Origin of the sequence: Veronia pacifica (genome assembly GCF_001707825.1) — a bacterium.
Lineage (GTDB): Bacteria > Pseudomonadota > Gammaproteobacteria > Enterobacterales > Vibrionaceae > Veronia > Veronia pacifica.
Map to the genome: position 1 here is coordinate 314,959 of NZ_LYBM01000001.1, position 25,093 is coordinate 340,051.

General features: G+C 45.1%; 26 protein-coding genes and 3 pseudogenes. 21 read left to right on the forward strand and 8 right to left on the reverse strand.

Annotation, left to right across the window (positions count from 1 at the left end):
- Window positions 1-1,561: 1,561 nt before the first annotated feature.
- The 7 genes from A8L45_RS24115 to A8L45_RS01420 all read left to right on the forward strand — a co-directional run bounded on the left by A8L45_RS24115 (window position 1,562) and on the right by A8L45_RS01420 (window position 6,432).
- On the forward strand, window positions 1,562-1,912 hold the full coding sequence (locus A8L45_RS24115; RefSeq protein ID WP_139122273.1) for a hypothetical protein: 351 nt from the start codon (window positions 1,562-1,564) through the stop codon (window positions 1,910-1,912).
- A gap of 55 nt (window positions 1,913-1,967) precedes the next feature.
- A complete protein-coding gene (locus tag A8L45_RS01400; RefSeq protein WP_068898435.1) occupies window positions 1,968-2,711 on the forward strand; it encodes a HupE/UreJ family protein in 744 nt (247 codons plus the stop codon).
- Window positions 2,712-2,727: 16 nt separating this feature from the next.
- Window positions 2,728-3,582, forward strand: coding sequence for a hypothetical protein (locus A8L45_RS25150; RefSeq protein WP_068898437.1), 855 nt, complete (start codon window positions 2,728-2,730; stop codon window positions 3,580-3,582).
- A 481-nt stretch (window positions 3,583-4,063) separates the two neighbouring features.
- Entirely contained in the window at window positions 4,064-4,750 is a 687-nt protein-coding gene (locus A8L45_RS01410; protein ID WP_068898439.1) for an HAD family hydrolase, read from the forward strand.
- A gap of 422 nt (window positions 4,751-5,172) precedes the next feature.
- Window positions 5,173-5,598, forward strand: a complete 426-nt coding sequence (locus A8L45_RS01415; RefSeq protein WP_068898441.1) for a beta-galactosidase — start codon at window positions 5,173-5,175, stop codon at window positions 5,596-5,598.
- Between the two features lie 60 nt (window positions 5,599-5,658).
- Window positions 5,659-5,826 (forward strand): hypothetical protein, encoded by a 168-nt coding sequence (locus tag A8L45_RS24360; protein ID WP_175401875.1) that lies wholly within the window; start codon window positions 5,659-5,661, stop codon window positions 5,824-5,826.
- A 39-nt stretch (window positions 5,827-5,865) separates the two neighbouring features.
- Window positions 5,866-6,432: a hypothetical protein gene (locus tag A8L45_RS01420; protein WP_139122274.1), complete on the forward strand. Its 567-nt coding sequence runs from the start codon at window positions 5,866-5,868 to the stop codon at window positions 6,430-6,432.
- Between the two features lie 69 nt (window positions 6,433-6,501).
- Here the strand turns inward: A8L45_RS01420 and A8L45_RS23705 are convergent.
- Window positions 6,502-6,774 (reverse strand): annotated as a pseudogene (locus A8L45_RS23705) (IS4 family transposase); the annotation flags it as partial.
- Complete coding sequence (locus A8L45_RS24365) at window positions 6,722-6,961, reverse strand: hypothetical protein (protein WP_068898444.1); 240 nt, start codon at window positions 6,959-6,961, stop codon at window positions 6,722-6,724. The gene A8L45_RS24365 and the pseudogene A8L45_RS23705, both read right to left, overlap by 53 nt.
- Window positions 6,962-7,180: 219 nt before the next feature.
- Between A8L45_RS24365 and A8L45_RS01430 the strand changes: the two genes are divergently transcribed.
- Complete coding sequence (locus tag A8L45_RS01430) at window positions 7,181-7,654, forward strand: GNAT family N-acetyltransferase (protein WP_068898447.1); 474 nt, start codon at window positions 7,181-7,183, stop codon at window positions 7,652-7,654.
- A gap of 351 nt (window positions 7,655-8,005) precedes the next feature.
- Here A8L45_RS01430 and A8L45_RS01435 read toward each other — a convergent pair whose 3' ends face one another.
- Together A8L45_RS01435 and A8L45_RS01440 are read right to left on the reverse strand one after the other, a co-directional pair.
- Window positions 8,006-8,704: a lipase family protein gene (locus A8L45_RS01435; RefSeq protein ID WP_217492106.1), complete on the reverse strand. Its 699-nt coding sequence runs from the start codon at window positions 8,702-8,704 to the stop codon at window positions 8,006-8,008.
- Between the two features lie 322 nt (window positions 8,705-9,026).
- Complete coding sequence (locus A8L45_RS01440; protein WP_068898448.1) at window positions 9,027-10,907, reverse strand: sensor histidine kinase; 1,881 nt, start codon at window positions 10,905-10,907, stop codon at window positions 9,027-9,029.
- A 111-nt stretch (window positions 10,908-11,018) separates the two neighbouring features.
- On the opposite strand from A8L45_RS01440, the gene A8L45_RS01445 reads away from it, so the two are divergent.
- The 5 genes from A8L45_RS01445 to A8L45_RS01465 all read left to right on the forward strand — a co-directional run bounded on the left by A8L45_RS01445 (window position 11,019) and on the right by A8L45_RS01465 (window position 15,024).
- Entirely contained in the window at window positions 11,019-12,191 is a 1,173-nt protein-coding gene (locus tag A8L45_RS01445; RefSeq protein WP_068898450.1) for a Mur ligase family protein, read from the forward strand.
- Window positions 12,192-12,278: 87 nt separating this feature from the next.
- Window positions 12,279-12,563 (forward strand): SGNH/GDSL hydrolase family protein, encoded by a 285-nt coding sequence (locus tag A8L45_RS25155; protein ID WP_068898452.1) that lies wholly within the window; start codon window positions 12,279-12,281, stop codon window positions 12,561-12,563.
- 133 nt (window positions 12,564-12,696) lie between these two features.
- Window positions 12,697-13,845: a hypothetical protein gene (locus A8L45_RS01455; protein ID WP_245680621.1), complete on the forward strand. Its 1,149-nt coding sequence runs from the start codon at window positions 12,697-12,699 to the stop codon at window positions 13,843-13,845.
- Window positions 13,846-13,858: 13 nt separating this feature from the next.
- Window positions 13,859-14,545 carry a tail fiber domain-containing protein gene (locus A8L45_RS01460; RefSeq protein WP_068898457.1) on the forward strand — a complete coding sequence of 229 codons (687 nt, stop codon included), beginning with the start codon at window positions 13,859-13,861 and terminating at the stop codon, window positions 14,543-14,545.
- 89 nt (window positions 14,546-14,634) lie between these two features.
- On the forward strand, window positions 14,635-15,024 hold the full coding sequence (locus A8L45_RS01465; protein ID WP_068898459.1) for a M15 family metallopeptidase: 390 nt from the start codon (window positions 14,635-14,637) through the stop codon (window positions 15,022-15,024).
- A gap of 56 nt (window positions 15,025-15,080) precedes the next feature.
- Here the strand turns inward: A8L45_RS01465 and A8L45_RS01470 are convergent, their stop codons facing one another.
- Window positions 15,081-15,707, reverse strand: a complete 627-nt coding sequence (locus A8L45_RS01470; RefSeq protein WP_068898460.1) for a response regulator — start codon at window positions 15,705-15,707, stop codon at window positions 15,081-15,083.
- Between the two features lie 653 nt (window positions 15,708-16,360).
- Between A8L45_RS01470 and A8L45_RS24370 the strand changes: the two genes are divergently transcribed.
- The gene (locus A8L45_RS24370) at window positions 16,361-16,717 is read left to right on the forward strand and encodes a hypothetical protein (RefSeq protein WP_068898505.1); all 357 of its coding nucleotides are present in this window, start codon (window positions 16,361-16,363) and stop codon (window positions 16,715-16,717) included.
- A 259-nt stretch (window positions 16,718-16,976) separates the two neighbouring features.
- On the opposite strand, the gene A8L45_RS01480 is transcribed toward A8L45_RS24370, so the two are convergent.
- Entirely contained in the window at window positions 16,977-17,882 is a 906-nt protein-coding gene (locus A8L45_RS01480) for a LysR family transcriptional regulator (protein WP_068898462.1), read from the reverse strand.
- A gap of 120 nt (window positions 17,883-18,002) precedes the next feature.
- Between A8L45_RS01480 and A8L45_RS01485 the strand changes: the two genes are divergently transcribed.
- The 5 genes and pseudogenes from A8L45_RS01485 to A8L45_RS25600 form a co-directional block, all read left to right on the forward strand.
- Window positions 18,003-18,800, forward strand: a complete 798-nt coding sequence (locus A8L45_RS01485) for a DMT family transporter (RefSeq protein WP_083228136.1) — start codon at window positions 18,003-18,005, stop codon at window positions 18,798-18,800.
- Window positions 18,801-18,824: 24 nt separating this feature from the next.
- Window positions 18,825-18,989 carry a hypothetical protein gene (locus tag A8L45_RS24375; RefSeq protein WP_175401876.1) on the forward strand — a complete coding sequence of 55 codons (165 nt, stop codon included), beginning with the start codon at window positions 18,825-18,827 and terminating at the stop codon, window positions 18,987-18,989.
- Between the two features lie 177 nt (window positions 18,990-19,166).
- On the forward strand, window positions 19,167-19,670 hold the full coding sequence (locus tag A8L45_RS01490; RefSeq protein WP_068898465.1) for a GNAT family N-acetyltransferase: 504 nt from the start codon (window positions 19,167-19,169) through the stop codon (window positions 19,668-19,670).
- 253 nt (window positions 19,671-19,923) lie between these two features.
- On the forward strand, window positions 19,924-20,289 hold the full coding sequence (locus A8L45_RS01495) for a GFA family protein (RefSeq protein WP_083228137.1): 366 nt from the start codon (window positions 19,924-19,926) through the stop codon (window positions 20,287-20,289).
- A gap of 196 nt (window positions 20,290-20,485) precedes the next feature.
- Window positions 20,486-20,611: pseudogene (locus tag A8L45_RS25600) on the forward strand (transposase); the annotation flags it as partial.
- Between the two features lie 56 nt (window positions 20,612-20,667).
- Here A8L45_RS25600 and A8L45_RS01500 read toward each other — a convergent pair.
- A complete protein-coding gene (locus tag A8L45_RS01500) occupies window positions 20,668-21,402 on the reverse strand; it encodes a trypsin-like serine protease (protein ID WP_175401877.1) in 735 nt (244 codons plus the stop codon).
- A 969-nt stretch (window positions 21,403-22,371) separates the two neighbouring features.
- Here A8L45_RS01500 and A8L45_RS01505 point away from each other — a divergent pair.
- Both A8L45_RS01505 and A8L45_RS01510 read left to right on the forward strand, forming a co-directional pair.
- Complete coding sequence (locus A8L45_RS01505) at window positions 22,372-22,842, forward strand: hypothetical protein (RefSeq protein WP_068898469.1); 471 nt, start codon at window positions 22,372-22,374, stop codon at window positions 22,840-22,842.
- Window positions 22,843-22,937: 95 nt separating this feature from the next.
- Window positions 22,938-23,495 carry a nucleotidyltransferase domain-containing protein gene (locus A8L45_RS01510; protein WP_068898471.1) on the forward strand — a complete coding sequence of 186 codons (558 nt, stop codon included), beginning with the start codon at window positions 22,938-22,940 and terminating at the stop codon, window positions 23,493-23,495.
- Between the two features lie 377 nt (window positions 23,496-23,872).
- On the opposite strand, the pseudogene A8L45_RS01515 reads toward A8L45_RS01510, so the two are convergent.
- A pseudogene (locus tag A8L45_RS01515) lies at window positions 23,873-24,894 on the reverse strand (IS110 family RNA-guided transposase).
- Window positions 24,895-25,093: the final 199 nt, after the last annotated feature.

Sequence of the window (25,093 nt, forward strand, 5' to 3'; positions counted from 1 at the left end):
GGTATAGCCATTATTGTTCTTTTCATTTCTCAATCCTTAGATTTATATTTAGCGTTCACCTATATAAGTATTTATCACTGCCTTAGTAAAATAAATTTAGTACTGCTTTGATAAATACCTTTATCCCAAAAAATCTTATTTTGGGAATCTTAATTAGTAATTGTTAATGTTCTACAATCGCTAAAACCATCTTTTATTTTACATGCCCCTTATTTATAAGGGGGAAGGGTTATATAATTAGAAATGGATGATATTTAATAAAAATCGATAATAAATGACACCGTTTTGAACGATGATATGAATTCTCTGGTTTTATTAAAAATAATCATAAACTGTAGATAAGTTTATTTAAGTAAACTTAACTAAGCTTGTAGTCTATTTTTTAATTTAATAAATTTATTATTGTTTACACCTTTTGGAAATTAACTTTACGAATAAAGTATAAAATAAAAATGGATGTTACTTAATATACAATCAAGCTCTTATTTGTGACTCATAAATAAAATTAAAGTTTAAATAAAAAGATTTTTCTATAATAAACATGATGATATAAGTTAAATTGCATAAATTTTTAATATAATTAAATTTATCTTTAATTTCAATAGCATTAGAACCATCTATCATTTAAAAAACTATTAGAACTATCACTTTAAAATTGTGAACAAAAAAAATTAATATTGTATTTTCTTTTGTCTACAATGATATTTTTGAAGTGAGTCACTTTTTCGATAGAGATAAAGTACTGAAGTTCAGTAATTTATCATAAATTTAATTATTATATTATTATTCTTGCAGATATTGTGGATGATGACTATTGATACGCCCTTTTAAAACAATACCTCTTATTTCCGACCTTATATAACACTCAGTTGCCTGTTACCCAAAGACAACCAAGAATCAAACGAAAAAAAACGATTAATTAACTTACTAAGTATGAGGTTAAAAAAATATTCTTTGACTTTGGCGCAATAAAAATTGATGAAAAAGAGAATATGATCTTGGGGAAGAGAATAAATCAAGGTCATCATTTTCCATTAGAAAAACGCTATTAAATATAATAGAGAAAATATGAAATTTATTTTATAATTTCAATGACTTGGTTATCAATGACTTGGTTATCAATGACTTGGTTATCAAAGATTAATAGGGCGTATACGAGGATGTGAGTGATTTTATTCCTGACATGAATCAACCAGCCATAGGCGAATGTTAAACCGCAAATATTTCCCCCGCTTCTTGGGTTTATTACATGTAATATTGAAATGCTCATCACACATCACACATCACACATCACAAGAGATCACGCGTTGTGTTACAAGCGAGTCTGTGTTGATTCGTTAAATGCAATTGCCTATGTTCATTTTCTTCGCACTGTTATTAACCTGATATTCAATCTGGATATCATCAGGAATTGGGGCATTGGTGTCGATTGTGTGTTTTGAGATCGTTGCCACATTGCTGTAGGTATTCGGTATCCAGTTAATTTAGTAGTCTCTACTAATACTCATTGTGCGCTAAAACCTGAATTCGATAACACCTGTTTAAAAAGACGATAAAGACTATGTTTTCTCGATTGGTAGTACACTTTGTCTGCTATTTGATGTTGCTTGTTGTTGCGATAAGCACGACGTCTTTTGCTATTGGCGAGTTTCAGTCTCACAATCCCTTTGCGGCTATCGAGTTAGAACACGGTCATTCGCACATATACTCCCACGGCCATGGTGAGGACTTAGAACATCCATTCCATCATGATGCCAGCAATCACTCACACGATAACGCCCATTTCAACGTTAGCCGTGTGCTGGCGGTAACCTCTTTATCCGCAACCCAATTAATTGTTACAGCTATCGGATTACCCATCCATACCCCTTTCCAAATAGAGCGTCCTCCGAAAGTGCCATTGTGTGCTTAATATCTATTACGCTGAATACATAGAGATAAAATCACTCAAAAAATACGGAGTTTTTATGATGTTACTTTCTTCAAGGGAAGGAAGCTTGCTACCTATTGGGGCAGGAAACCATGTTAGAAAGGTACTTTTTCTAATAGGAATTACCTTGTTAACTGTAATGAGCACAGATGCGCTTGCACATGCTGTCGCTCAAGGTGACAAAGGCTATATTCAGGAAATCACAGGTACCAACATTATCGCGTTTGTTTACTTGGGCGCCAAACATATGGTGACTGGGTATGACCATATCCTATTCCTGTTAGGGGTTATTTTCTTTCTTTATAAACTCAGGCACGTGGCGTTGTACGTCAGCCTGTTTGCCCTTGGGCATTCAACAACCATGCTTTTGGGCGTGTACTTCAACATTGGCATTAACAGCTACATTATTGATGCCATAATCGGGCTTTCAGTGGTCTACAAAGCCATGGATAACCTCGGTGCTTTTCAGCGTTGGTTCGGGTTTCAACCTAATACCAAGTTGGCGACGCTGTTATTCGGTCTCTGTCATGGTTTTGGCCTTTCCTCGAAAATTATCGAGTACGACATTTCTCCTGACGGTTTAGTCCCAAACCTATTTGCATTCAACATTGGTGTTGAGATCGGCCAGATACTGGCACTTTGCGTCATGTTGATTGTGATGGGTTTTTGGAGGCGACACAGGCATTTTTATCGCCACGCTTATACTGCCAACGTCGTTATGATCAGCTTTGGTTTCATGCTCATTGGTTATCAGTTAACGGGCTATGTGGTTACCCAGTAATTAAAAGGATTGAATTATGTATAACTCTGATAAGCCTAGCCGCGAGGAACTGCCAACCACGAAGCAGTTGGTACGATCGACCATTCTCGCTTTCGTCGCAGCTATTATTATTCTCGTTACTGTCATTTTTCCGGCCGAGTATGGCATTGATCCTACAGGGATTGGTAAGGTTACCGGCTTAACTGAAATGGGTGAAATAAAGGAGCAGTTAGCGCAAGAAGCCGCTGAAGATAAAGCCGCTACAAAAACTGCCGTGATTGTTGAAAGTGCCGTGCCAGTCGCTGTTGAAGATAATGCCACCACTAAAACGGCTATGATTGAAGAAAACGCGGTGCCAGTTGCTGTTGAAGATACCACCACTAAAACGGCCGTGATTGTTGAAAATGCGGTGCCAGTCGCTGATGAGGATAATGCCACCACTAAAACAGCCATGATTGTTGAAAATACTGTGCCAGTCGCTGTTGAAGCACCGCCTACACCTATAATCACAATCCAACAGTCAGAACCTGTTGTCCACCCTGCACCACTACAGGAGGCAAAAGATCAAGCTAAACCAGTATGGAGAGACACTATTTTGCTCTCTCTGGAACCAGGACAGGGTGCCGAAGTAAAACTCGTGATGCAGAAAGGGCAAACAGCAACGTTTGAGTGGAAATCCAAGGGTGGGCCAGTTAATTACGACACCCATGGTAACGGTGATGGACGTTCTATCAGCTATGAAAAAGGCCGTGGCGTTCCCAATGACGAAGGAGAGCTAGTTGCTGCTTTTACCGGGAATCACGGGTGGTTTTTTCGAAATCGCAACGACCAAACTGTTATTGTTACTCTCAAAACAGATGGTGAATATGCGAGAATGAAACGCATGCTATAACGAGTCCCCTCTGTTAATTCAGGGGGTATTTTTTTGAATACGTCCCCTAAATTTCTTTTGTCCGTAAACATCAATGCTTGGGCTTAATTGTCAGCTTGATTTTGTCCAACTTTTCGCCAGCTCACCCGAGTAGGCGTAATTCGAACCTGAGGAGAGTGACAACCTACCCTTAATCAACTCCGATAATTTTTTTAGGGGTTGAGTTGCGTTTATGGCGAAGGTTTCAATGTTTATGCCCGCTCAGCATTTTGAAAAACTTTTATATGCGAGAGGCTCGGGGTGTATAGATGATCGCAAGTTTCACCCATGAATTTAATTGAACAAATCGCAGGAATTATATTGGACGCTTTGGGGATTATTAACGTGTTATGTAAAGGAATTAACGTGATCGTATGAGCGAAGCACGACCAAACAGAACATAAGAATACTGAACGACGACAAGGATGGAAAAACTGACCGCTGACAGAATAAGGAGATCGACATGCGCTTACAACATACCCCCTCTGCGCCACCCAACTATGCAGTACTCCTTTGGGATAACGACGGTGTGCTTGTCGATACCGAACGTTTACACTTTCAGTCCACTCGTGATGTGTTCGCGCAGGCAGGGATTGATCTCACCATACAACACTACATCGATTACTTTTTGAAACGCTCCGGCGGGACCTCTACGTTTGCTGCAGCTCACGGCCTGAGCGAGGCAGACATTGCTGCGATAAAACGTGCCCGTAACGCACGATACCTACATTTGCTTGAGAGTGAACCCATCACCATATCCGGTGTTCGCGAAACGCTTTTGGCGTTGCGTCCCCACTTTGTCATGGGGATCGTAACAAGTTCTCGTCGTCAACACCTCGAAGCCATGCACCAACGTACGGGACTGCTCGCGTTTTTTGACTTTATCGTGGCGCGTGAGGACTACAAACACAGTAAACCTGCGCCTGATCCCTATCTCTCTGCGATCGACCACAGCGGGATTGCGGCAGGCAGATGTCTTGCCATCGAAGACGCGCCACGAGGTGTAACGGCTGCCCGGGCAGCAAAGCTTGATTGCTGGGTCATTCCGACAGCGCTTACCGGTCAGGCAACCTTCACAGACGCGACGCGAATCCTCGACCGTATTACTGATGTTGAATCGCTGCTCAGACCCAAAACCCTCACTGAATAGCGACTAGCTTTGTAAGCTCCTTTGAGACAATTTGATCAGACTCGGCCTATCTAAGACGTCTTAATTTGTTCCAAGAGCTACCAATTTCTCTGAGATTTGTCTATGAAGGTTGACAGGGCCATTGTCGCTATTTCCTCTTGGGAGTTGAAAATAACAACACTAACAGATACCTATGAGTGGGGATGTGTGCGTTCAACCTTCTTTAGAACTGGCAAGCTCGGAAAGTGAAATTTTAATGCAACATTCGATATGAAAGCATTCTTCTCACAATCCTTTTAACTCTCTCAAACTTTCTCAATTTCCTCGCAAATTTTATCTCGTATGGCTACAAGATAAAAACGTGACTAAAGTCACATTTATGCGCATGGTTTTGTAAATCGAGTTCTTAGATCACATCAAAAATAATCACAGTGGTGAATGAAATGAAAAGATTTCGGTTATGTAAGGATACAGCTCTTGTATTGCTGGCAACGGCAGCACTTTGGGGAGGGCAGGCACATGCGCAACAGAAAGACCCCATAAAAGGGCTTGTGACAAAGGGCCTTCAGTGTGCGAAGAATGGCGTTATTTTGCAGCTGAATGGTCAGGCTATTATCACTGATAACAAGCATTGTGTTGATCTTCGAATGAAGGCTAGGGGCATTGAGGTTGACGGCATGACAGTGTCTGTTAGCTGGAAATATCTTGAGCCGACTAAAGGTAATTTCAATTATTCGATGATTGATAAAGCGTTGAGTGCTATGAGTAATCGAGGCAAAAAAGTTCGCTTGAGAGTCTTTACCGGTGAGTATGCGCCAGATTGGCTGAAGGGCGAAGCGGGGCAATATCTTGGCAAAACGACGGGTTAAGGAGAAAAGGTCTATCTTGCCAAATTTTGGGTTGAAAGGTATTGGGACAGATATGATCACATGATGAAAAATCTGGCTGCGCGCTATGATGGCTCAGCGAATAACGGTCGATATCTTTCTGAAGTAGCTATTTCATCATGCGCGATGGAAACAGCAGAAACGCTGTTAATGCCAGGCACAGACGCTAAGGGGCAAGCAAGACGAACAGCAATGATCAATGCTGGATAAACCGCTCTGGATCATAAGCGCTGCATTCACCGACAGATTATGACTCACACCCGATACTGGAAAAATACCTTTTCTATGTTCACGGTGAAACCGTGGGTTGAGGTAACGGGCGCAACAGTTGAAGAATATCGCCCGGACTTTTCGGGCAGAATGGTGTCATTGTGTCAGGACGCAAACCGACTGGGTTCACTGTGTCGAATTGGTAATACTTCTATAGGCTTAGAAGATTGCTTCTACGACTATGTCAATAATAACCATGCGTTCAAAAACAACATATTAAAAACTGTTGCACAATCGGGTAATATGCCCTGGGGACAAAGCTGGGTTGTGTCAAAAGCCCTGCCTCCATGGTCAGACAAAGCCGATGGTTGCGATTACCCAAGGTGTCCTTATCCTGTCGGTTGTGCGGGGACGGCAACACACAATCAATATCTGGGTTATAGCAATGGTGGTTGGACGGGTGTGTTTGGCGATGTTGCCAAATACGTTGCACACAATGGCTTGACCTCATTCGAACTACCAGAAAACTGGGTGGAGGTTGTACAAGGCTTGTCCGAGACCCAGCTCAATCGCTTGAAAGAGGCTCAGAATACAATGAAAAAGTAGTTGTTTAAGACGCAATGAGTTTATTACTTTTTCGATGTCATAAAAGCGCCCCAAATGGGCTAATGCCAGTCAGTTAAGCTGACTGGCTTTCTTTTTATTGGGGAATTTCTTTGCCTTTGGCTCTACGATCCTCGGGTATGTTCGCTCTTCTCGTATAACAGGAAGCACATGATGTATCACTTCTTCATGTAAGTGTGTTATTCGTTTAGGAATGGTTCCCGCCGACGCCAACAAGAATCCTAAAATGACATGAATGATGGAATGAGCGCAGGTGTTGAAGCTAAGTTGATTAGGGTAGATACCCGGCACGGACTTTGCCATATGAACCATCTGATATCTCATTTAAGATGCCTGCCCCAGTTTGCCCATTTAAATTCACAATCAGGTTGTTGTTTCTTGGCGGCTCAAACATGGTTTGCAGCAAAGCTTTATGCGGTAGCTTTTTCAAAAGGTGCTGGCAGTAAGCCGCGAAAGACATGGAGCAAGGGCGAACAAATGCAGCCACAGGGTCAAAAAACTTCTCCTGCATTTTTCACCTGTGCTGGAAGGCGTTATCCCCATCAATTTTAGAATTTTGAGCCCCAAGGTTTAATCGCCAAATCCCTCTTTTAATAGCCGCAGGTTTGTGTCGAAATCGCTGAACAACCTTTGTTTGCGTTGCGTGTCTGAAATTCTAATGACGTATTTGAACTCAAATTCAGTTTTTGTTTCTTTGTGGTTTTAAGACGGGTTGCAGCCAAGAGGAAATATGGAAATCTCACTATTAGCGGAACATCGTCAGCATGCATCAGTGATTGCAAACTGGTACTTCGATGAATGGGCTTCAAAAGTTCCAAACGTCACTATTGAAATGGTGCAGAATGATATCGACCTCAAAGCGTCAAATACTAAGATTCCATGCAGTTTAGTTGCCCATGAAAATGGCGAGCTTGTCGGTACACTAGAGCTCAAAATCCGTGAAAACAAGCAGCACCCAGAATATGAACATTGGATAGGGGGTGTTTATGTCCCAACACCAAAGCGGGGGAGGGGAATAGCGAAGGCGTTAATATGCAAGTCAAAAGAGACTGCAATTGATAATGGTGTGTCTTGTCTTTACCTGCAATGCGAAAGCCATAACGTTGGTTTGTATACAAGGTTGGGTTTTAGACCGTTGCATCAATCAGATAGTAATAATATTCAGACAACAATAATGTGTATTGACCTGTTCCCTAAAAACTAGACCTTACCCAAAAAGCATGAGTATTTATTAGTTTAGCTATCCAGTAATTACCCTAGCCAACTCATTTTTGTCCAAATTTAAGCTAGTTCAAAATTGCCCATCAAAGTGTCTAACTGAAATGTGTCTATCAAGTCGATAGCTAATCAGTGAGAAGATACCTCCGGAACCCATGGTGCGATTCACAACTGTCGTATCGGCCAAAATAGCAGAGGAGGAAGGCACGTTGATGCTAAGTAGCAGTGATTATCGGCACTGCCAAAAAGCATTATTTCATGATGACCGAAGGCATCCGCAGTTATAGCCAAACAAGCTACGGACGGGCAATTCAGGTCGTTTGGGTTTGTATCAAAGTCAATCTCGGCTATCAAATTTTCCTGACTTCAAGAATGCTTTAACTTGGGTAATAACGTCTTCGTTTCGCATCATAAAGGTATGGGTAACGGGCATGACCACGTGGTCAGTCATTCCCTCTACTTTCGTACTTGCGACAGATACCGTTCCGTCATCAGGATTTGGCAACAGGTGAGAAAAAATAGGGTTGAGGGTGTAGCTACCGGCAATAATACCGACAGGGTAGGTAACAGGTCCAAGAGTGCGAGGCACACTATTTTCATCAGTGCCAAGCTGCAAACCTGCGGGTCCATTAATAAGTTTGACGCCCGGGAGGCTTTTGAGGGTATCTACAATTTCACTGCCCTGATTTGGAGGCCCAAGCATAACGACACGTCCCAATCGATCTAGCTGCGTGGTAGATAAATATTTTCTCAGAACAATCCCGCCCAGCGAGTGCGTCACAAAATGTATCTTTTCGGCGCTGCCGCATTTTGAAATGGCACGCGGGATATGAAGATCAGCAATTTCCTCGATACCTATACTCAGGGAGGGGTAGCTATAGTTTGAGATTATGTAGCCTTCATTTCCGAGCTCCTTCGCTATTTTCCTCATGGAATATTCAGTGCGTCCCATCCCATGAAGCAGTACTGTACATTCAGTATACGGGGCTATGTCGCTGGTAGCGGCTAGAGCAAGCGCTAATAACATTGACTGCATAAATCTCTTCCTTTTTCTTCCTTGATACCTTTATCGCCTTGGCAATTCTAACGACGAAGAAACTAAAGGTTGCTGATATTTCATTGTTTGTCCGCAAGCTTTTGTAATCAGTCATTTACCCTCTTACTTCAACGAACATTGTGCAATATCTCGCCACGTGCGACATGTATCAATAGTGGAAAAGTGAGGTCCATCGGAGTTCAGTCGATTAATAATTTCACCGAAAATAAGCGTTGTGATGTTTGTAAAAAAAGTAAAATTTATCAGATACCTATACCCATTAGCTTTCCAATGATTTTCCCTTCATGCATTGATGCCATTTTTACCTGCGCAAAGGTATCGACACCCTAGTAATAGTGCGTGTGTCGTCTCTTTCGAAAACATAATCTCCGCCCAGTCTCTCTATGCGCGATTGTATTGACGCCAAGCCGTAACCATTTGGGTTCGCTGTGAGAGTGTTATCACCCCGCCCGTTGTCTTCAATATTCAACGTCATCTTCTCTGTCTCTAGTCGGCAGCGGAAAGAGACTCTGTCTGCGGCTTGTGCATGCTTGATGGTGTTCGTCATTACTTCCTGAAGTATTCTGAGTAAATCCAGTTTCTGTTGGGCAGTGAAATATATCTCTTCATCGTTAATGTCCACGTCCCAGTGCAGCACAATCCCTGCCGCGTCTAATACCGGGTCGATACGAGTGCGCCATTGACCCAGCAAAACGGAAAACTGAGATTCAAATAGGGGATTACGACTATCAAGGATCAGGCGAAGGTCATTGAGACAATGCTGCGCTTTGCGTTGGAGGTCGTTCCGGTGAACTGTGTTGACTCTGATCAGTGTGATCAGTTCGACGAGCTGACTTCCCAACCCATCATGCATGTCGGACAAAAGGTGTTGTCGCTCAGCTAGGAGAGCCCGCTGCTTTTCGCTTTCGTAGGCGATAGACTGTTCCTTCTCGTAGCGTTTTACTGCCTCGACCACTTTGTCTTCCAACGACTTCTGTAATTCTTCACTTTTGTTCAAGGCACTGACATAACGGTACATCAGCAGCGCAGAGAGGGTTAAAAAGAAAAGCAGGTTTGCATGTATGCTCAGTGGAAAATACATATCCAGAAGTTGCATCCCATCCAGCGAATCCAACACTCCGGCGTAGACACCGAACAAGCCGGAGATCGCCAAAAAAACTGCACTGCGACTTGGTTGTAAAACAACCTGCCACAGCAGTCTTCCGCCGATATAGACGGCACTTAATGCGACGAATCCCCGCAGAAAACTCTCGTTAAATCGCCACCAAAGATACTGAGGATCCCACTCATACAAAGCGAAAGAGGCGACTACCAGCGAGCAGGAGATCCACCAAAACCCCAACTCAAGCCTTCTTGCTGCAATGCCATACCAGCGGTGGAGAAACAGCACCATAAAAAGAGTGAGAAGCGGCTGAAAGGAAACAGACAGCATCCAATACATTTGTTGAGAAATCGGCAGTTGGGAAATGGTGAACGTCATATTGGTCATCGTCCAACATACGGTACCCAGCGCAAAGTAAAGATATTCGCTGTTTTGACGACGAAACCACCAGAGTAATAAGTAGAAAAGGGCGATTATCGGTGTCAGCCAAAGCATGATTTTATGAACGCCAATTTGAGACCAGTAAAGACGGAAATAAACTGGCTTTACCTCCGTTGGTGTCCCCACATAAATTTGCGGTAATCGAAGGCCACCGCTGGAGCCAATTTCCACCATCACAGATAAACGTTCACCATTAAAAAGACGATGAGGAAATTCGTGATAGGCGGGTTGATAGCGAAACCTCGGCATCATATGTTCCCGGGAGTAGGCCACAGGAGCGGTCTGCCAAAGTAAGTCGCCGTTATAGCGCATCACTAATGTGTCTCTGAATGGAGGAAGTAAGATAGCGGTGGTTTCACCCGCCATTTTGGGGAGCGTGACCAAATATTTTCCGTATGAAAACCCCTTCCCCGAGCTGGCGTTATGCGGCAGTGAAACGTCGCGATAGGTCGGTGTGTCGTTCCGCTTAATCAGTTGTTTTGCCGAATCTACTGCCGGCAAATTAATACGATGACTGACTTCGAGCCCGTTCACCATTGTCAGTAACAGCAGCGCAGGCAAAAACAACACGGCTGTCAGGCGAAAAACAGCCGCGATAATCGAGTTCCCAGCAATCATCGCAGACAGCTTGTCGTTCATGCGTGCATTGCTACCCCCTAGAACTTGGGATGGTGGATATTCCTGTCAGGTTTACGCTGGTAGCCAATTCCTAATCGCATACTGCTAACCGCTTCTGGCAAGGAACTCATCATGAAATTTGCTGCTGTCACTGGAACTAACGGGAAAACCACCAGCATTGAATTTGCCCGTCAACTGCTGAGCCATATCGGTGTGTCCGCGATGACGTGGGGCACATTAGGGATCTGCCATCAAGACGTCACTGAATCACTGCCTTGGTATTGCAACACGCCTGAGAGGATCTACGACCATGTGCAGGAAGTGATGGCGCAATGGCAAATCGATATTTGCTTGATGGAATGCTTCAGCCGACTTCTTATCTTGGGACAATATCAAAAATTCCATTTTGACTGCGCAGCTTTTACCAACCTGTCTCACGATCATCTCGATTACCATAAAACCGAAACAGATTATCTCAACGCCAAACTCACCTTGGCAGCCCATTGCCGACCCGGTGCCAGTATCTGGCTTCGTAACGAGGAGCCGCACCGCAGCGCGTGGTTTGATGCCTGCGCTCAACATGGCTGCACAGCCAAAACCTTCAGTTGCCAAACATCGGCCAGCCAGTGGTATGGCGCACTCAATCAAGATCAACTCACTTTGCGCTTGGGCGGTGAACACTGGCAGGGTAGGGTGCCTTTTTTTGGTCAACACAATGTTTGCAATCTCCTCACTGCACTCGGTTTGGTAGCAAGCCTTTGCGGCGAACAAGCCATCGAAAAATCGCTGCCGTCGATTCCCAAACTCACTCTGCCCAAAGGCAGATTGCAAGCGGTCGACGCGGGAGGAAAACGTCATATCTTTGTTGATTTTGCGCATAACCCAGATGGCCTCGATAACGCGTTGTCTGCGTTGAGAGAACATTATCAGAAACCCCTGACCGTGGTATTCGGCTGCGGGGGAGATCGTGACAAGACCAAGCGCATTCCGATGGCAAAGAAAGTCGGTAAGCATGCCCGGCACATTTTTATCACTGGCGACAATTCACGCACTGAGCCGATTGAGCATATCGTCTCTCCCTTACGTCAGACATTGCCTCATGCGCGTGTGGTGAAAAGCCGGGTTGACGCTATTTATCAGGCACTCTCTCAACAAACGGATGAAGACATTCTCGTCGTTGCGGGACGCGGGCATGAAGCCTACCTCCCCGGCGCTACCACCTTGCTATCTCCAGCTTTCTTCAATCAGCCGATGTGTGATGCTGACGTCATCAAACTTTGCCTCAAGCAAATACAACAAGACTGAACCTGATTCCTAACACGTTTCATTGCGGGCGTTTTCAACTTCTTTTTACTCACGCCCCTGCTATCAACGCTTGTAAAGGAGAAACTTATGCGAGTTGCAGTGATTGGCGATTCTGTCATGTGGGGACAAGGGATCCCCAGGCGGCAAACATATGCGAGCCAATTGGTATCTTGGCTTGCCCATGAGCTTGGTATTCGTGCCTCTATTGACGACATTCACCAGCCTATTACCGGAGATTTCAAGGCTCACTCGGGTGCGATTATTGGTGACAAGAGAGAGCATCATCGTCGACCGGCTTATGATACTCATCATCCCCAACCGGTTTTTTTGGTGAATTACCGGCGGCTTATCCCACCATCACCAAACAACTGACAGAGCTTGAGCGGCCTGAAAGTATCGACCTACTTCTAGTGAATGGCCTCGCCAATGATGTTGGCTTTACATCTGCCGCGACAGACTATGAAAAGACAGTCAGAAAGCTTGATGACTGATCGATCAGCGTTTGGTGCCCTTTATCCGCAAAGTGAGGTCGCAGTGCCCAAATGCCCTGATTGTCTATACCGGCTATTTTCCATCTGTATCCCCGCAGTCAAGGTTTGACACAGTCGAGCAGTTTATTGATTTGATGGAGCAAGCGGGCTCGGTACTGCAGGAGATTATCAATTTTCGCACCGGGAATCGTTTTGCTGACGCGGCCATCGACTTTGCTAAGGAACTGACGCCGTTAGATGACATTCTCGGCTGGTTTGCTGAAGGGCTACAGACACCCGCAGATGCGGTAGAGCAAGCCAAACTCAACGCCTATCTGTTCTACATTGCGATGGAGCTGGGCGCGATGCGCGCCATCAATAAGGTAAATCTCGAACTCGCAGATACCTCAAAAGCGCCTGTTTGGTTTCTTCACCCCGGGCTTTCTGCCACGCGTGCCATGTTTACCAAGCGCCCGCAGGTTTGGGGTTTGAATGGCGACAGATTGGTTACCCGAGAGCGAACTAAACTCTGCCCCAACTATCAGGTTGGTCTGGAATATTCCAAGAAGAGTGGATTTGACGTCGAGCAGAACCTGTTCTCTGCCATCGCCTGCCGCAAAGCCCATATGCTGCATCCCAACAAAGCAGGGGCAAATCAGTATTTTTCACGACTGCGCTCAATGATGGCAGACCATCATACATTCAGTCTGAGAAAAATCATGAATAACATTGCGCCAAGTTACAGCTTGCGTAAAGCCACAAAAGAGCTGGGTATTCCCTTCTACGGCTCACTGCGAAACCTTATTCCGCATCAAACCTTGAATATGCTCGGTGCTACTTTGACCGTACAGGCGAAAACCCGCGCCAAAAAGCTCATCTTCCACCTTCACTATGGCAACAGAAAATTTCCGCTTGTAGTAAAAGCCGCGGCAAATCAGGGCGCATTGACATTGTTTGCATCTGAACAGGTGGTTCTCGATCTGGAAGCGAAGCTGCCTATCCGCTCACTGACTAAGCTCAGTCTTCGCTGCGCCACATCGGGCGTCAGTAAAGTGAACAACGTCAATTTGCAGGTCATGATCAATGGCGCGAGTTTCGCCTTTGATCTGGAGGAGGCCGCCGCTGCACTCAGACCACAAGGTATTCCTCTTCCTTTCGGCCTCCACTCTACTCAACATCATTAAAAGGACAGTCATCATGGCGACAGATATCAAACTTCAAAGAACACGTATCGACAACATTGCCCGCATGATCCGGTTTGGTGAACAATTGGACGCCAACAGTGGAAGTGGCATGGTCCTCAACGGCAATACGCTATTTGTTACTGACAATATCGCCCGTTTCCGTGGCGGCAGTAAGCGGACGTATATCACCCCTGACAAAGTGTCGACGACCAAAGCCATCACCAAAGAGGTGTTTACCGGGCAGTTGGAATGCCGACGTGAAATACGAATAGGTATGCTGGCTGCTGTCTCTGAATCTATCGATAATGAACCCGGTTCGTTGAAAGTCACAACCCCCAAACAGACTCCAGACATTCATATCGATGGAACAACCAGTACCATTAAGGCCCGCCAATTCCGGCGTTCATCTGACGAACGACTCAAGCAGAACATCAAACCGATCGTTTCTGCGCAGCACTTACTTAACCAAATTGAAGGTGTGACCTACCGGTGGAAGGACACTCATCATCTAACGGAGGAATTTGGTCTGATTGCTCAGCAAGTTGAAACCGTGATCCCTTCGTTGGTTGATGAAGACGAGGATGGACTGAAAAGTGTTGACTACGAAGGCTTGATTCCACTGCTGCTTGAATCGGTCAAACAGCTTTATTCTCACGTCGAGCGACTCGATGCCCGCCTCATTGAGTTGGCGTCAAAGTGACGCCACCGAAAATGTTTATGGATTAATGAACACATCAATAGATGCATGAATTCATGGATAGGGAAGACACAGATCTCTGGGAGTGAAAAATGACGACATTTTACTTAGGTGAACGGTCATTGAAGCGATTGGACGGGGTACATGAAGACTTGATCCGGGTGGTGAGACACGCCATCAAACTGTCCTCAGTCGACTTTTCCGTGCTGGAAGGGTGTCGAACCGTCAATCGGCAGCAGCAGTTGCTTGAGGCGGGTGCCACGACAACGATGAAGAGCCGTCACCTGACCGGACACGCGGTCGATCTTGGTGCTTACCTATGTGGTCAGATTCATTGGGATTGGCCACTCTATTGGCAGATTGCTGATGCCATGAAAGAGGCGGCTGACAAGGAAGCCATCGCCATTCAGTGGGGCGGAGATTGGAAAACCTTTCCTGACGGCCCTCACTTTGAGTTGTCTTGGCAGGATTATCCGCCCTGAGGAGGCTAACATTCCACTGAAACAAAGGCTCTGGCTGATTATTCCCCGGATAACGGTCAGAGCAATCCCTGCTGGTTGGCTTCAAACACCGCCTCACAGCGACTGTTTACTTCAAGTTTGCGATAAATGGCCTTGATATGATCATTTACCGTATAATGCGAAATCCCCATTGTGCTGCCTATTTCACTGGTTTTTAGCCCTTTTGCTAACAGCACCAATACTTCATTTTCTCTCTGGGTCAGCGGATTATTCAGTGGTGTTTGGGCCACACTCTGAATTTGATTCAATACATGAGCCGCGACTGCCGCACTCATTGGAGCACCGCCCGCAATTTGATTGGCAATGGCTTCCTCAATTTTCTCAAACGGGGTGTCTTTTAACAGGTAGCCCCGTGCGCCAGCCCTAATCGCATTGAGCACATTGGATTCATCACCAAAAATGGTGAGTACCATGACTTCAGTATTCGGCGAGTGCTGCCGCAAGAAATGAATCAGCTCACACCCATTACCGTCTGGCAGCCCTAAATCGACCAAGGCCAAATCGTAGCTGTCTTCTCCTGCCAGTGACAAGGCTTCAGCTAAAGACCCAGCACAATCACAGTGAGAAATTGTTGGGGAAAGGACCAACTGTCCGAGAAACTGTTGATAGGCTGGGATATCTTCAACAATCAATAAACGAGTCATAGATGACTACCGAATAGTAAGAAACTCACAACGTCAGAGTATTAGTGAATCAGTTGGCGAGTGCTGTCAAATGCTCAAGAACAATAGGCAAGAAATTCCTGCTGAGACGAGGGGAAGGGTTAAAAAATGTGAGCTTATCCGGACCAAACTCCCGCTGAAATAGAAGTAGTTTGGCCGATTAATCGGTTTGTTTAGCGCTCAGCCGATGCTGGTGAGGTTCTGAATTGCGCGACCAGTCCTTGCAACTCGCTTGCCTCGCAGAGCAGTGTATTACTGATCTTTGCAGTTTCGCTGACTGTGTCATTGAGCTAGTCGAAGACAGTATCTATTTCCATTAAATGTTGTCCAATGTAATTCATATTTTACATTTTGGTATTTTTTCCACATAGGATTTTGAACCATCCTCTATGCGCGAGAGGAATAAAGCCGTGTAGACGGTCGCAACTTTCACCCACGAATTATCTTGGACAACTCGCATGAATTATTTTGGACACCTTGTGGGGTGTTAACCTGTTATGCGTATCGACATGAGGAGATATTTGTTGGAATACAAGGCATGGAAAGTAGAGCTCGGTACACACAGTAAAGATGAGTTACTGTTCTAGCTTTCAAAGAATAAAATCAATCTTAATGCTTACGCTGTCATGTTATTTATGTCCCAAGAGTTTGAGATTTCGAATAAGCGACAAACAGTAGAGTTAGTTAAGGTAAGTGTCCACGAATTAGGATATTCAGAAGGCGCTTTGATTGTTGATATTTTAGATGCGGCGAAAGAGCAGAACTTAATGCCTTGTGGTCTTGAACTCGCCCCTTATCTTAGATTGCATTACCTATCGCAACCTGACGGTCCGCTATTAACCGTCGCTTCAGTCCCACCATTTTCTGATGACATGTATCCAAGAGGTTTTTATCTCAGCGCTAATAGCACTGGGCTTTGGTTAAGGGGATATCGAGCGACAGACGATGTACTCTGGGCTCCTGACAGTGAATTTGTTTTCCTCAGGCCATAGCATAACAAGCTGCTCAAGAGGGATGTGCAACGCGTGACATCTCACTATGCGTTGGTGTTAATGTTTAAGGCGGTATGCGGTGGTATCGGTATTGCCTTGCTCACTCTTTAACAGGCTTTATCCCCCATCAATTTTAGAATCTTGAGTCCCAAGGTTTAGCTGCAAAACGCCTCTTTTTATAGCCGCAGGTTTGTATCGAAATCGGCGGACAACCTTTGTTTGCGCGGCGCGATTGAGCCTGAATATTTAGTCTGGACAGTTAACTTGACTCGTTAACCAAAAACCATTGCTGCAAGGATTCAGCCGTGGTCTTGATCGCTTCGTTTTTACCGTCTTGTTTGCGGCTGATGATGTACCAGGTTAAAGGGAGTCCGTGTTTGGTGACGGAGACCGCTGCGACCAGTGCTTGCTTTATCGAACGTTTGAGTGCCCAGCGAGAGAGAATGCTCACGCCCAAATCAACGGCGATCATTTCCACGATGGCATCGGTCATTTCCACCATTTGTATGTGTGGAATGCGAATGCCGGATGGCCGGATAAAGCGCTCGTATTCAAAGCCGGGAAGCGCATCAAGGCTGTAGGTGAGATAGTCCTCATCCACCAAATCCTGCGCCTCAATCCAAGGTTTGGAAGCAAGGGCGTGTTCAGGGTGTGTGATCAACACAAGCTCGTCTCTTATCAGGGGTTTGCAGTCTAGTAACGGGTTCTCTGACCGCGCTGGCGAAATGATGATGTCGGTTTTCCCCGTTATCAGGGTCACTTCGGCTTCACGGGTTGCAGCAGCAACAAAATCTATTTGTACTTTCTCCCTGCAAAACGCGAGCGATTTCAGAAACCCCGGCACCCAATGGTAAGCGGAGTATTGCGCCATCCCTACCCTCACTAAGTGACTGGCATTAGCGGCGGTGCGTTCAAACTCGTCTTCTGCACGCGATAGCTCCGGCAATACAGAGGAAGCGGTTTGGATCAGTGCTTGTCCGGCTGGCGTCGGTTTGAGCTTTCGTCCGTCTCGCTCGAATATCGCGCCACCTAATCGGCGCTCGGCTTCTGCAAGCCGATGGCTCATGGCGGGTTGTGTCACGCCGAGCACGTTTGCCGCCGCGCCCAAACTACCATATTTTCCAATGGCATCGAGCAACTGCCAATGACGAATCTCCAGCCTCATACATGCATTCCTTTTATGTATTTATAGAGTTATTCATTAATAACTTTATATCAAAACCACTAACATTCTCCTTTGGTTCTTCAGATACACGGCGCTATAACAGAAGGAGGGAGACACACCATGGGGGGATGGATGGTACTGGCAGCCGCGTTTGGATTCAGCTCGAACCCGTTGTTGGCGCAGTTGTTATTGAGTCAGGGATTCTCCGCCGACTCTATCACGCTTTATCGCTTTGCTATCCCGACGCTACTCATGTTGTTTTTAATCAAAAAGCGCCCTGTGTTGGATATTGAATTTCTGCGCTTTGTCGTCGTGGGCGGGCTTTCGGCTGTTGGCATGCTGGCTTTTATGACAAGCCTGATTCAGCTCGAGCCCAACACAGTGATTTTGATGTATTACGCCTACCCCATGTTTACGATATTGCTTGGCTGGCTTTGCTTTAATCGAACCATGAGCCGTAACCGGATGATAGCGGCGATACTTATCGCTATCGCGGTCGGTATCATGCAAGACGCTCAGGGTGTTAACGCTTCTTGGCTCGATATACTGGTGTGTCTTGTTGCGCCAGCGTCGTATGCGGTGGTGATCAATATGTTTTCTCTGCCGGAGAAAAGCCACGGTACCGCCGCACGAATGTTCGCGGCCTTGCTCGGTAATGTGATGGTGCTTGTCCCTGTCACACTCTTCAGCCAACACGCCTTTTCGTTGCCATCTACGCTTGAGCAGCTTGGACTGGTGCTGGCGCTCGGTGTGCTTTCTGCAGCCCTGCCCCAATATTTGTTTTCACGCGGCGCGCAGTTAGCAGAGATGGAGAAAACCACCATGATCAGCAGCTTTGAAGTGGTGTTTGCATTGGGGTTGGCGTGGCTGTTTCTGGGGGATGCATTGAGTATGAACGGCATCATGGCGGCCGCCTGATTTTTCTCGCGGGGCTGATTCGCTATGAAGGGATACCGGCGCCAAGAGACAGTGCAGAATGATATCAAGCTAAAAGCAGCCAACACAGAGGCGCTATGTAGGCTGGTTGCCCGTGAAAATGGCGAACCTATCGGTACATTGGATCTCAACATCCGCGAAAATAAGAAGCATCCAGAGCATAAACCGTGAATAGGTGGTGCTGATGTTCCAACAGCAAAGCGTGGGAGGGGAAATCGCTAAGACGTTAATATGCCTCTCAAAAGTCCCCCATTTCTGTTTGGCGTGTTTATGCCAGGGCCTCCGGGCACTTACCTTTGACCTTAGATTTGATAGTGTAAGCCTGACATGTAAGGGAAATAGCACGGTATGGAAACTGAAAATAGCATTAATGCTAACCTGACTGAATTCCAGTCAAAGGATTATCAGTTACTCATAAACTGGATAGATTCAAGTGAACTCAACTATCTATGGGGTGGTCCACAGTTCGAATATCCTCTGACAATAAAGCAACTCCAACAGCACTATGCCCGAGATGAGGCCTTGCCCTTCCTGTTTATCCGCGATGATCAGCCTGTAGGATTTATTGAATTATATAAGGTGTCAGAGACTGAATATCGACTATGCAGAGTGTTTATCCATCCAGCTCATAGAGGAAAGGGTTATGGCGCAATCATGCTGGAGCTCGCGATCGCTCGGGCGAAGCACAAATATCAGTCGCAAGTGTTATCGCTCGGTGTTTTTGCGCATAACCGGTCTGCCATCGCCTGTTATGAAAAGTTAGGTTTTAAAACCTACGAAGTCGTCAGCGGGTTGAGGTTTTTCAACGGCAAACACTGGGATCTTATCCGTATGGCCCAGAGTTTACGATAATTTTCACTCTCCCCTATCCGTTAATCATTTCGGGAAAGGGCTGCCTTAAATTTCGTCATATATTCACACTTGCGCAGTCACTAATATGTGAACTATATAGTGTTGTTTTCCTTTCGTATAAAATTAAATACTGTGTATGAAACAATCTTAATGCATTGATGCTAAAGGTGACTTAAGATGCGGCCTTTAATTTTTACAGTCGCTTTAAAAGTAATGAAAAAGCTGTCTGTTAAGTATCAAGGTGTTTTGCTCGATGATTGAAGTAAGTTGCCATTGTGGCAATATCAGAATAACAGTTCCTGCCACTACAGAAGAAGTCACAAGTTGTAATTGTTCCGCTTGTAGTAAATACGCGGCACTCTGGGCATATTTTTCACCCAAAGAGGTGACCATTACATCTACAAAAGGGGCTATTTCTTCATACTGCTGGGGTTATAAAACACTTGAATTTCACCACTGTGATAACTGTGGTTGCTTAACTCATTACACGCCAACAAAAATTGGCAATGAAAACAGAATGGCGGTCAATTTTCGTTTAGTTTATCCAAGTATTATTCATTCACTTAAAACCCGGTATGTTGATGGTGCTGCTGATACATGGGCAGAAATAAATAAGTAATTACCCAGCACGCTTTTACCCCACGTTGAGTTCGTCTCATTTCAAGTACGATATTTTGAATGTGGTGTTTTACGCCTTTTTCTCGTTTAAATCGCACTTTTTCACTACTGCTATACAACGTTGCTTTTGTCCACTTCCCCTATGCTGAGACAGGCTAAAACGGGAGTTTTCTGCCACATAAAAGCAGGAGAGCACCATGAAAAAATCACGTTTCACTGAATCTCAGAGCGTCTCCATTCTCAAAGAGGCAGATGCAGGCATGAAAGAAGATGATATTTGCCGCCAGCATGGGATCAGTAAAGCGACTTACTACTACTGGAAAACTCTCGCTATGCGTTGTCTCGTTAAAGGGGAAGTGGGCCCCGCTGCGCAAGCTGCTCAATTCAAATCAGGAAGCAGGGGATTTAGCCTTATCCAGTGCAGTTTTTCTCCGGGGGTATGGCGCTTTACAGTCTTATCCAGCCATTTGCGAGCATAAGCGACCAAAACGCCTCTGCCTGAACCATGTGTTACCGCGAATAATACATCACCCGCGATAGCCGTCTCAAATATCCATGGGGAACCGCTGGTTCCTGGCCCGCCTCTTCTGTCTTCTTTCGAAATGTATGCGTTTTGTTTTTTTCCGGCACGCACAGGGATATTTTTCCATGGTCCTATGGGTACAGACAATTTTTTCATTGGCAGTGAACCATGCTTCGCTTTGAGCGGTGTGCCTAAAAGCAGAACGGGCTGCAAGACATTTGATTGGTGAATGGGTGTTGTAAGCTGAATCAATGCCAAATCTGCTTTTTTGTAAAGATAAACGGCTGAGGCTTTAAGACGTTCTTTAGCACCGCCTTTGTAAAAAAAGCGGGCAGGGATGCTTCCAGGCTTACGCTTTCTTTTATCGGTAATACAGTGCTTTGCCGTTAATATCCAAGATGGAGCAATAACTGCTCCGCGACAATTACCGAGATGAACGCCATAGTCTTTTCTCGGGTTGGTAGAAAATGGTGTTTGTGATGGATTGATAAAACTGGCTTTCTGAGTCGTGACAGCATTTTTAGCAAATGAAGGTGATGCATTTGTAAAAATAAAAAAGCAGGCAGAGAGAGTCAGACACAATTTTAGCATCTTGGCGTCCATCATTAATTCATCTTAATCAAACCATAATCATAGATAATGAATCACTACATGTGACGTAAAGGCGAGAATAACGGTGCGCTTTTTATCGTCTTGAAAGGACAGCTAACTGTAACGATGAGAGCTGTAAATCAAATTCGTTACCTCGGTGAATGGTATGTTGTTCCTAAAGGGTTGAGCACTGTCCCAAAGCCCAAAATAATACCCGTTTCATAATGGCAGGCCGTCTTCTGCCGCGCATACTGGTGAACAACAAAGTGAAGTTACTCTGTTATCAGAAGAGCAAGTTTGGATTTAAGGTATAACAAATAAGGAGTAAGTTGTTGCAACGTCAACACGACATCCTGAGTGTTGAATAAGCCCGATGTTTCTCTGTCAGCTAATTTTACGATCTGATTTGGACGTGTGGGGGTGTTAGCGCTTTTTTTGCTTCGAGCGTCGTCATCGCAAAGCAGAGTTCCTCTCTCAGCGCGTGCCTCCTGAAAGTTCAGTGTCGCTATTTGCCATACCTTTAATTATTCGTGGTTTGCTAATGTTTTATTCTCTGAAACTGGCTTTTGTTCGCTTTTGAATGAGACATGATGGCTAGCTTAACATTGCCCCAAATCTTGTTAGTGCAATAGCACTATTCGAGTCTAATCCCGAGGTTTTAGATAAGAAAATTTTATCCAAAATTTACCGTCAATCTGGATGAGGGATTTCTCGATACTTGATGTGTGCGATGGGGTAATTAACCGATAAAATGACACTGTGTAAATATCCATGTCGGCCAATTTGTCCAATATAATTCATATTTCCCATTTTGGTGTTTTTTCCCGCAAAGGATTTTGAACAATTCTCTTCACGCAAGAGGTTGCGGGGCGTGCAGACGATCGCAAATTTCACCCATGAATTATATTGGACAAATCGTGAGAATTATATTGGACACTTTGGGGTTTATTTCACTGTTAGCTATACAAGATGAAATTCGAATTAATTAAATATACTGAACTAAATAGGAAGTATTTCGAAGAATCACTGACTTGGGCTCAATACTATGAGCCTGATGATATCGATACACTCGAAGAGCTTGGTTTTGACCGAAAAGTAGTATCGTCGGAGTTGGAGAACGTTGGTTGGTCTGACGAGTATTGGTTTGCCATCCCAGATAAAACTAAAGTTGGCTCATTTATGTTTGAGCACCGAAAGGCCAATTTTATAACCAAATCTGGAAAAAATTTAAGTGGTTATGTAGTTAATTCAGGGCATTGTGTTTGCTTATTCGGTGAAGAAAAGGAATGGGATATTAATATCAACCTTCTTGATCTTCTGGAGGAGGAAATCAGTGAACTTAAAAACGATGTAGGTCTCGCAGAGATTGAAGAACTATTGCCTTTAAAGGTTAGTATTCCGTTCAAAGGCATTCAATTTACATTCGCAGAGAGCAGCTAACAAGGCTATGCATTTGACGTCAAAAAGCTTCGTTCGTTTCACTCACTTCACTTTTTGCCGCAAATGATAGCGGCGTTATACAAACGGAGGTGGTTTTGAGGTCAGAAAAGCTAGATTTTGAGCATCTTCCTCTCCAAAGTGAGTTAGTTCGATCTGTGTGCTCAGTGTTTATTTCAGAAAATGACGTAGTAGCGGCGGTGTTATTGGGCTCATTGGCTGCAGGGAAAGGTGACCGTGTTTCGGATGCAGATATTATTGTGTTCACTAAGAACAACTTCCATAAGTCGGCAAATGAGTGCTTCTCAGTTTTTGAGTGCGACAAGGAAATATTCTACCTACTTGATGGTTTCCACAATGATAATGCTTACTTTAAAAAGTACATCTTCAATGATTTAACGAGTACCGAAATTCATTGCTTAGATCTGAGTGAATCGTTCAGTATTTCAAAACCGTTTAAAGTGCTATTCGACAAAACGGGCATCATCGAGCAAAGGGTAACGGATGAACCAGCTCCAAAGCATGAGGACTTTCCCGCTTATACGAATGGTGATGAAGGTCTTACTTGGGAGCTTTTTGATTGTATCAAGTGGTTAAGTCGCGGAAATTATGAGTTGGCTAAGAACCATTTAAAGAAGCTTGCCGATAAACTCTAATTGTTTGTATAAAAATCTGTTTAAGAATGATTCGCAACGCGAGGCATTTTTACCATGCGTTGAATTTAGTGTTTAAGGTGGTATTCGGGAGTTTCGGTATTGCGTTGCTCACACCTTAACAGGGCTACATGGATTCCCCCGTTCGTCAAACATCCGCTAGACTTTTGAAGATGGGTTTTGGACTGCCGCTCTACATTCGGCCTTTTACTGACTCACGTCATGGCCCTGATGACATTGCGCGGTTGCAGTGCCTCATTCGTTAGAAGGCATCAATGTGCCCGCCGCATTAACAGGCTCTCTGCAAATGGTCTTAACCTTTCCTCATCAGCTGCGTCTGCAATGACCCGGTTGGTGTGTTTCCCTACGCCGCCTCGTGCTCAGGCGGCGTAGTCTTGATACTCAGTTTGGTTGTGTAACAGTGCCCAGATAATGCGGGCGTTCTTTGCTGCCAGTGCCACAATGGCTCGATTCATCCCTCGTCGTTCAAGGACGTTTCTCCCCCAGACACTGAGCCTGTCCTGTTTTTCGCCCAAGTTAGTTATTACAGCTCTTGCACCATGAACCAAGAGCGTTCGCAGGTATTTGTCACCGCGTTTACTGATACGCCCCAGTCTGGGTTTACCGCCTGTTGAATACTGTTTCGGCACCAAACCTAGCCAGGCAGCGAAGTCTCTCCCGGAGTCGAACTGCTCACCTTTACCGATGGCTGCAATAATGGCTGTGGCGGTTTGAGGCCCGACACCTCGGACGTGAGAATACGCTTTGCATTGGGGCTGGCTTTGGTCACCATATCAAAGCACTGTTCCGTGTCGTCGATACGTTGATTCAATGTCTGTAGGTGTTCAAAACAATCCGCCAAGACGGCGCGCGCAATATCAGGTAAGCCGTTTTCAGCGGCTTCGAGAATGAGCGGCACCTCCCGTTGTACAGCGGCTCGCCCCGTAGGGAAAACGATACCGAACTCACTGAGCAAAGCACGAATACGATTAATGAGAGCAGTGCGCTCCTGAACCCAGTGTTCACGCATTCTGTGAATAGAAAGAATCGCTTGTCGTTCAGGTGATTTAACAGGAACAAATCGAGTTGAAGGACGCTGAACCGCTTCACAGATAGCCATGGCATCATTAAGGTCATTTTTGCCTTTTGTCCGATAAGGGCCAACGTATTTCGCGGCCATTATACGGGCATCGTGTCCTAGCTTGATGAACTCTCTCGCCCAATAATGCGCCCCAGAGCACGCTTCGATACCTATACGCATGGTGGGCATATTTGCTAATTTAGTCAGCAATTTAGTACGTGAAACGGACTTGTGGAGGATGACTTTTCCCCGGTCATCAACGGCGTGCAGAGAGAAGTGATGTTTGGCGAGGTCAACGCCACAAAAGAATAGAGAAGACATGGTTACCTCCGGTATTAAACGCGACACCTAAGTGTGGCAAATCCTCGTGAGGGGGAATCCATGTCATTCGTTATACGTACTTTGAATTCGGTTTTTATTTTTAAGGAATTAGCATGTCTATGAGTTTGTTTGTTGTCTTAGCTCTAGAAGTCGAGCCAAATACAAATGATCTTAATGCAGCAGCAAAGGAGCTTTGACC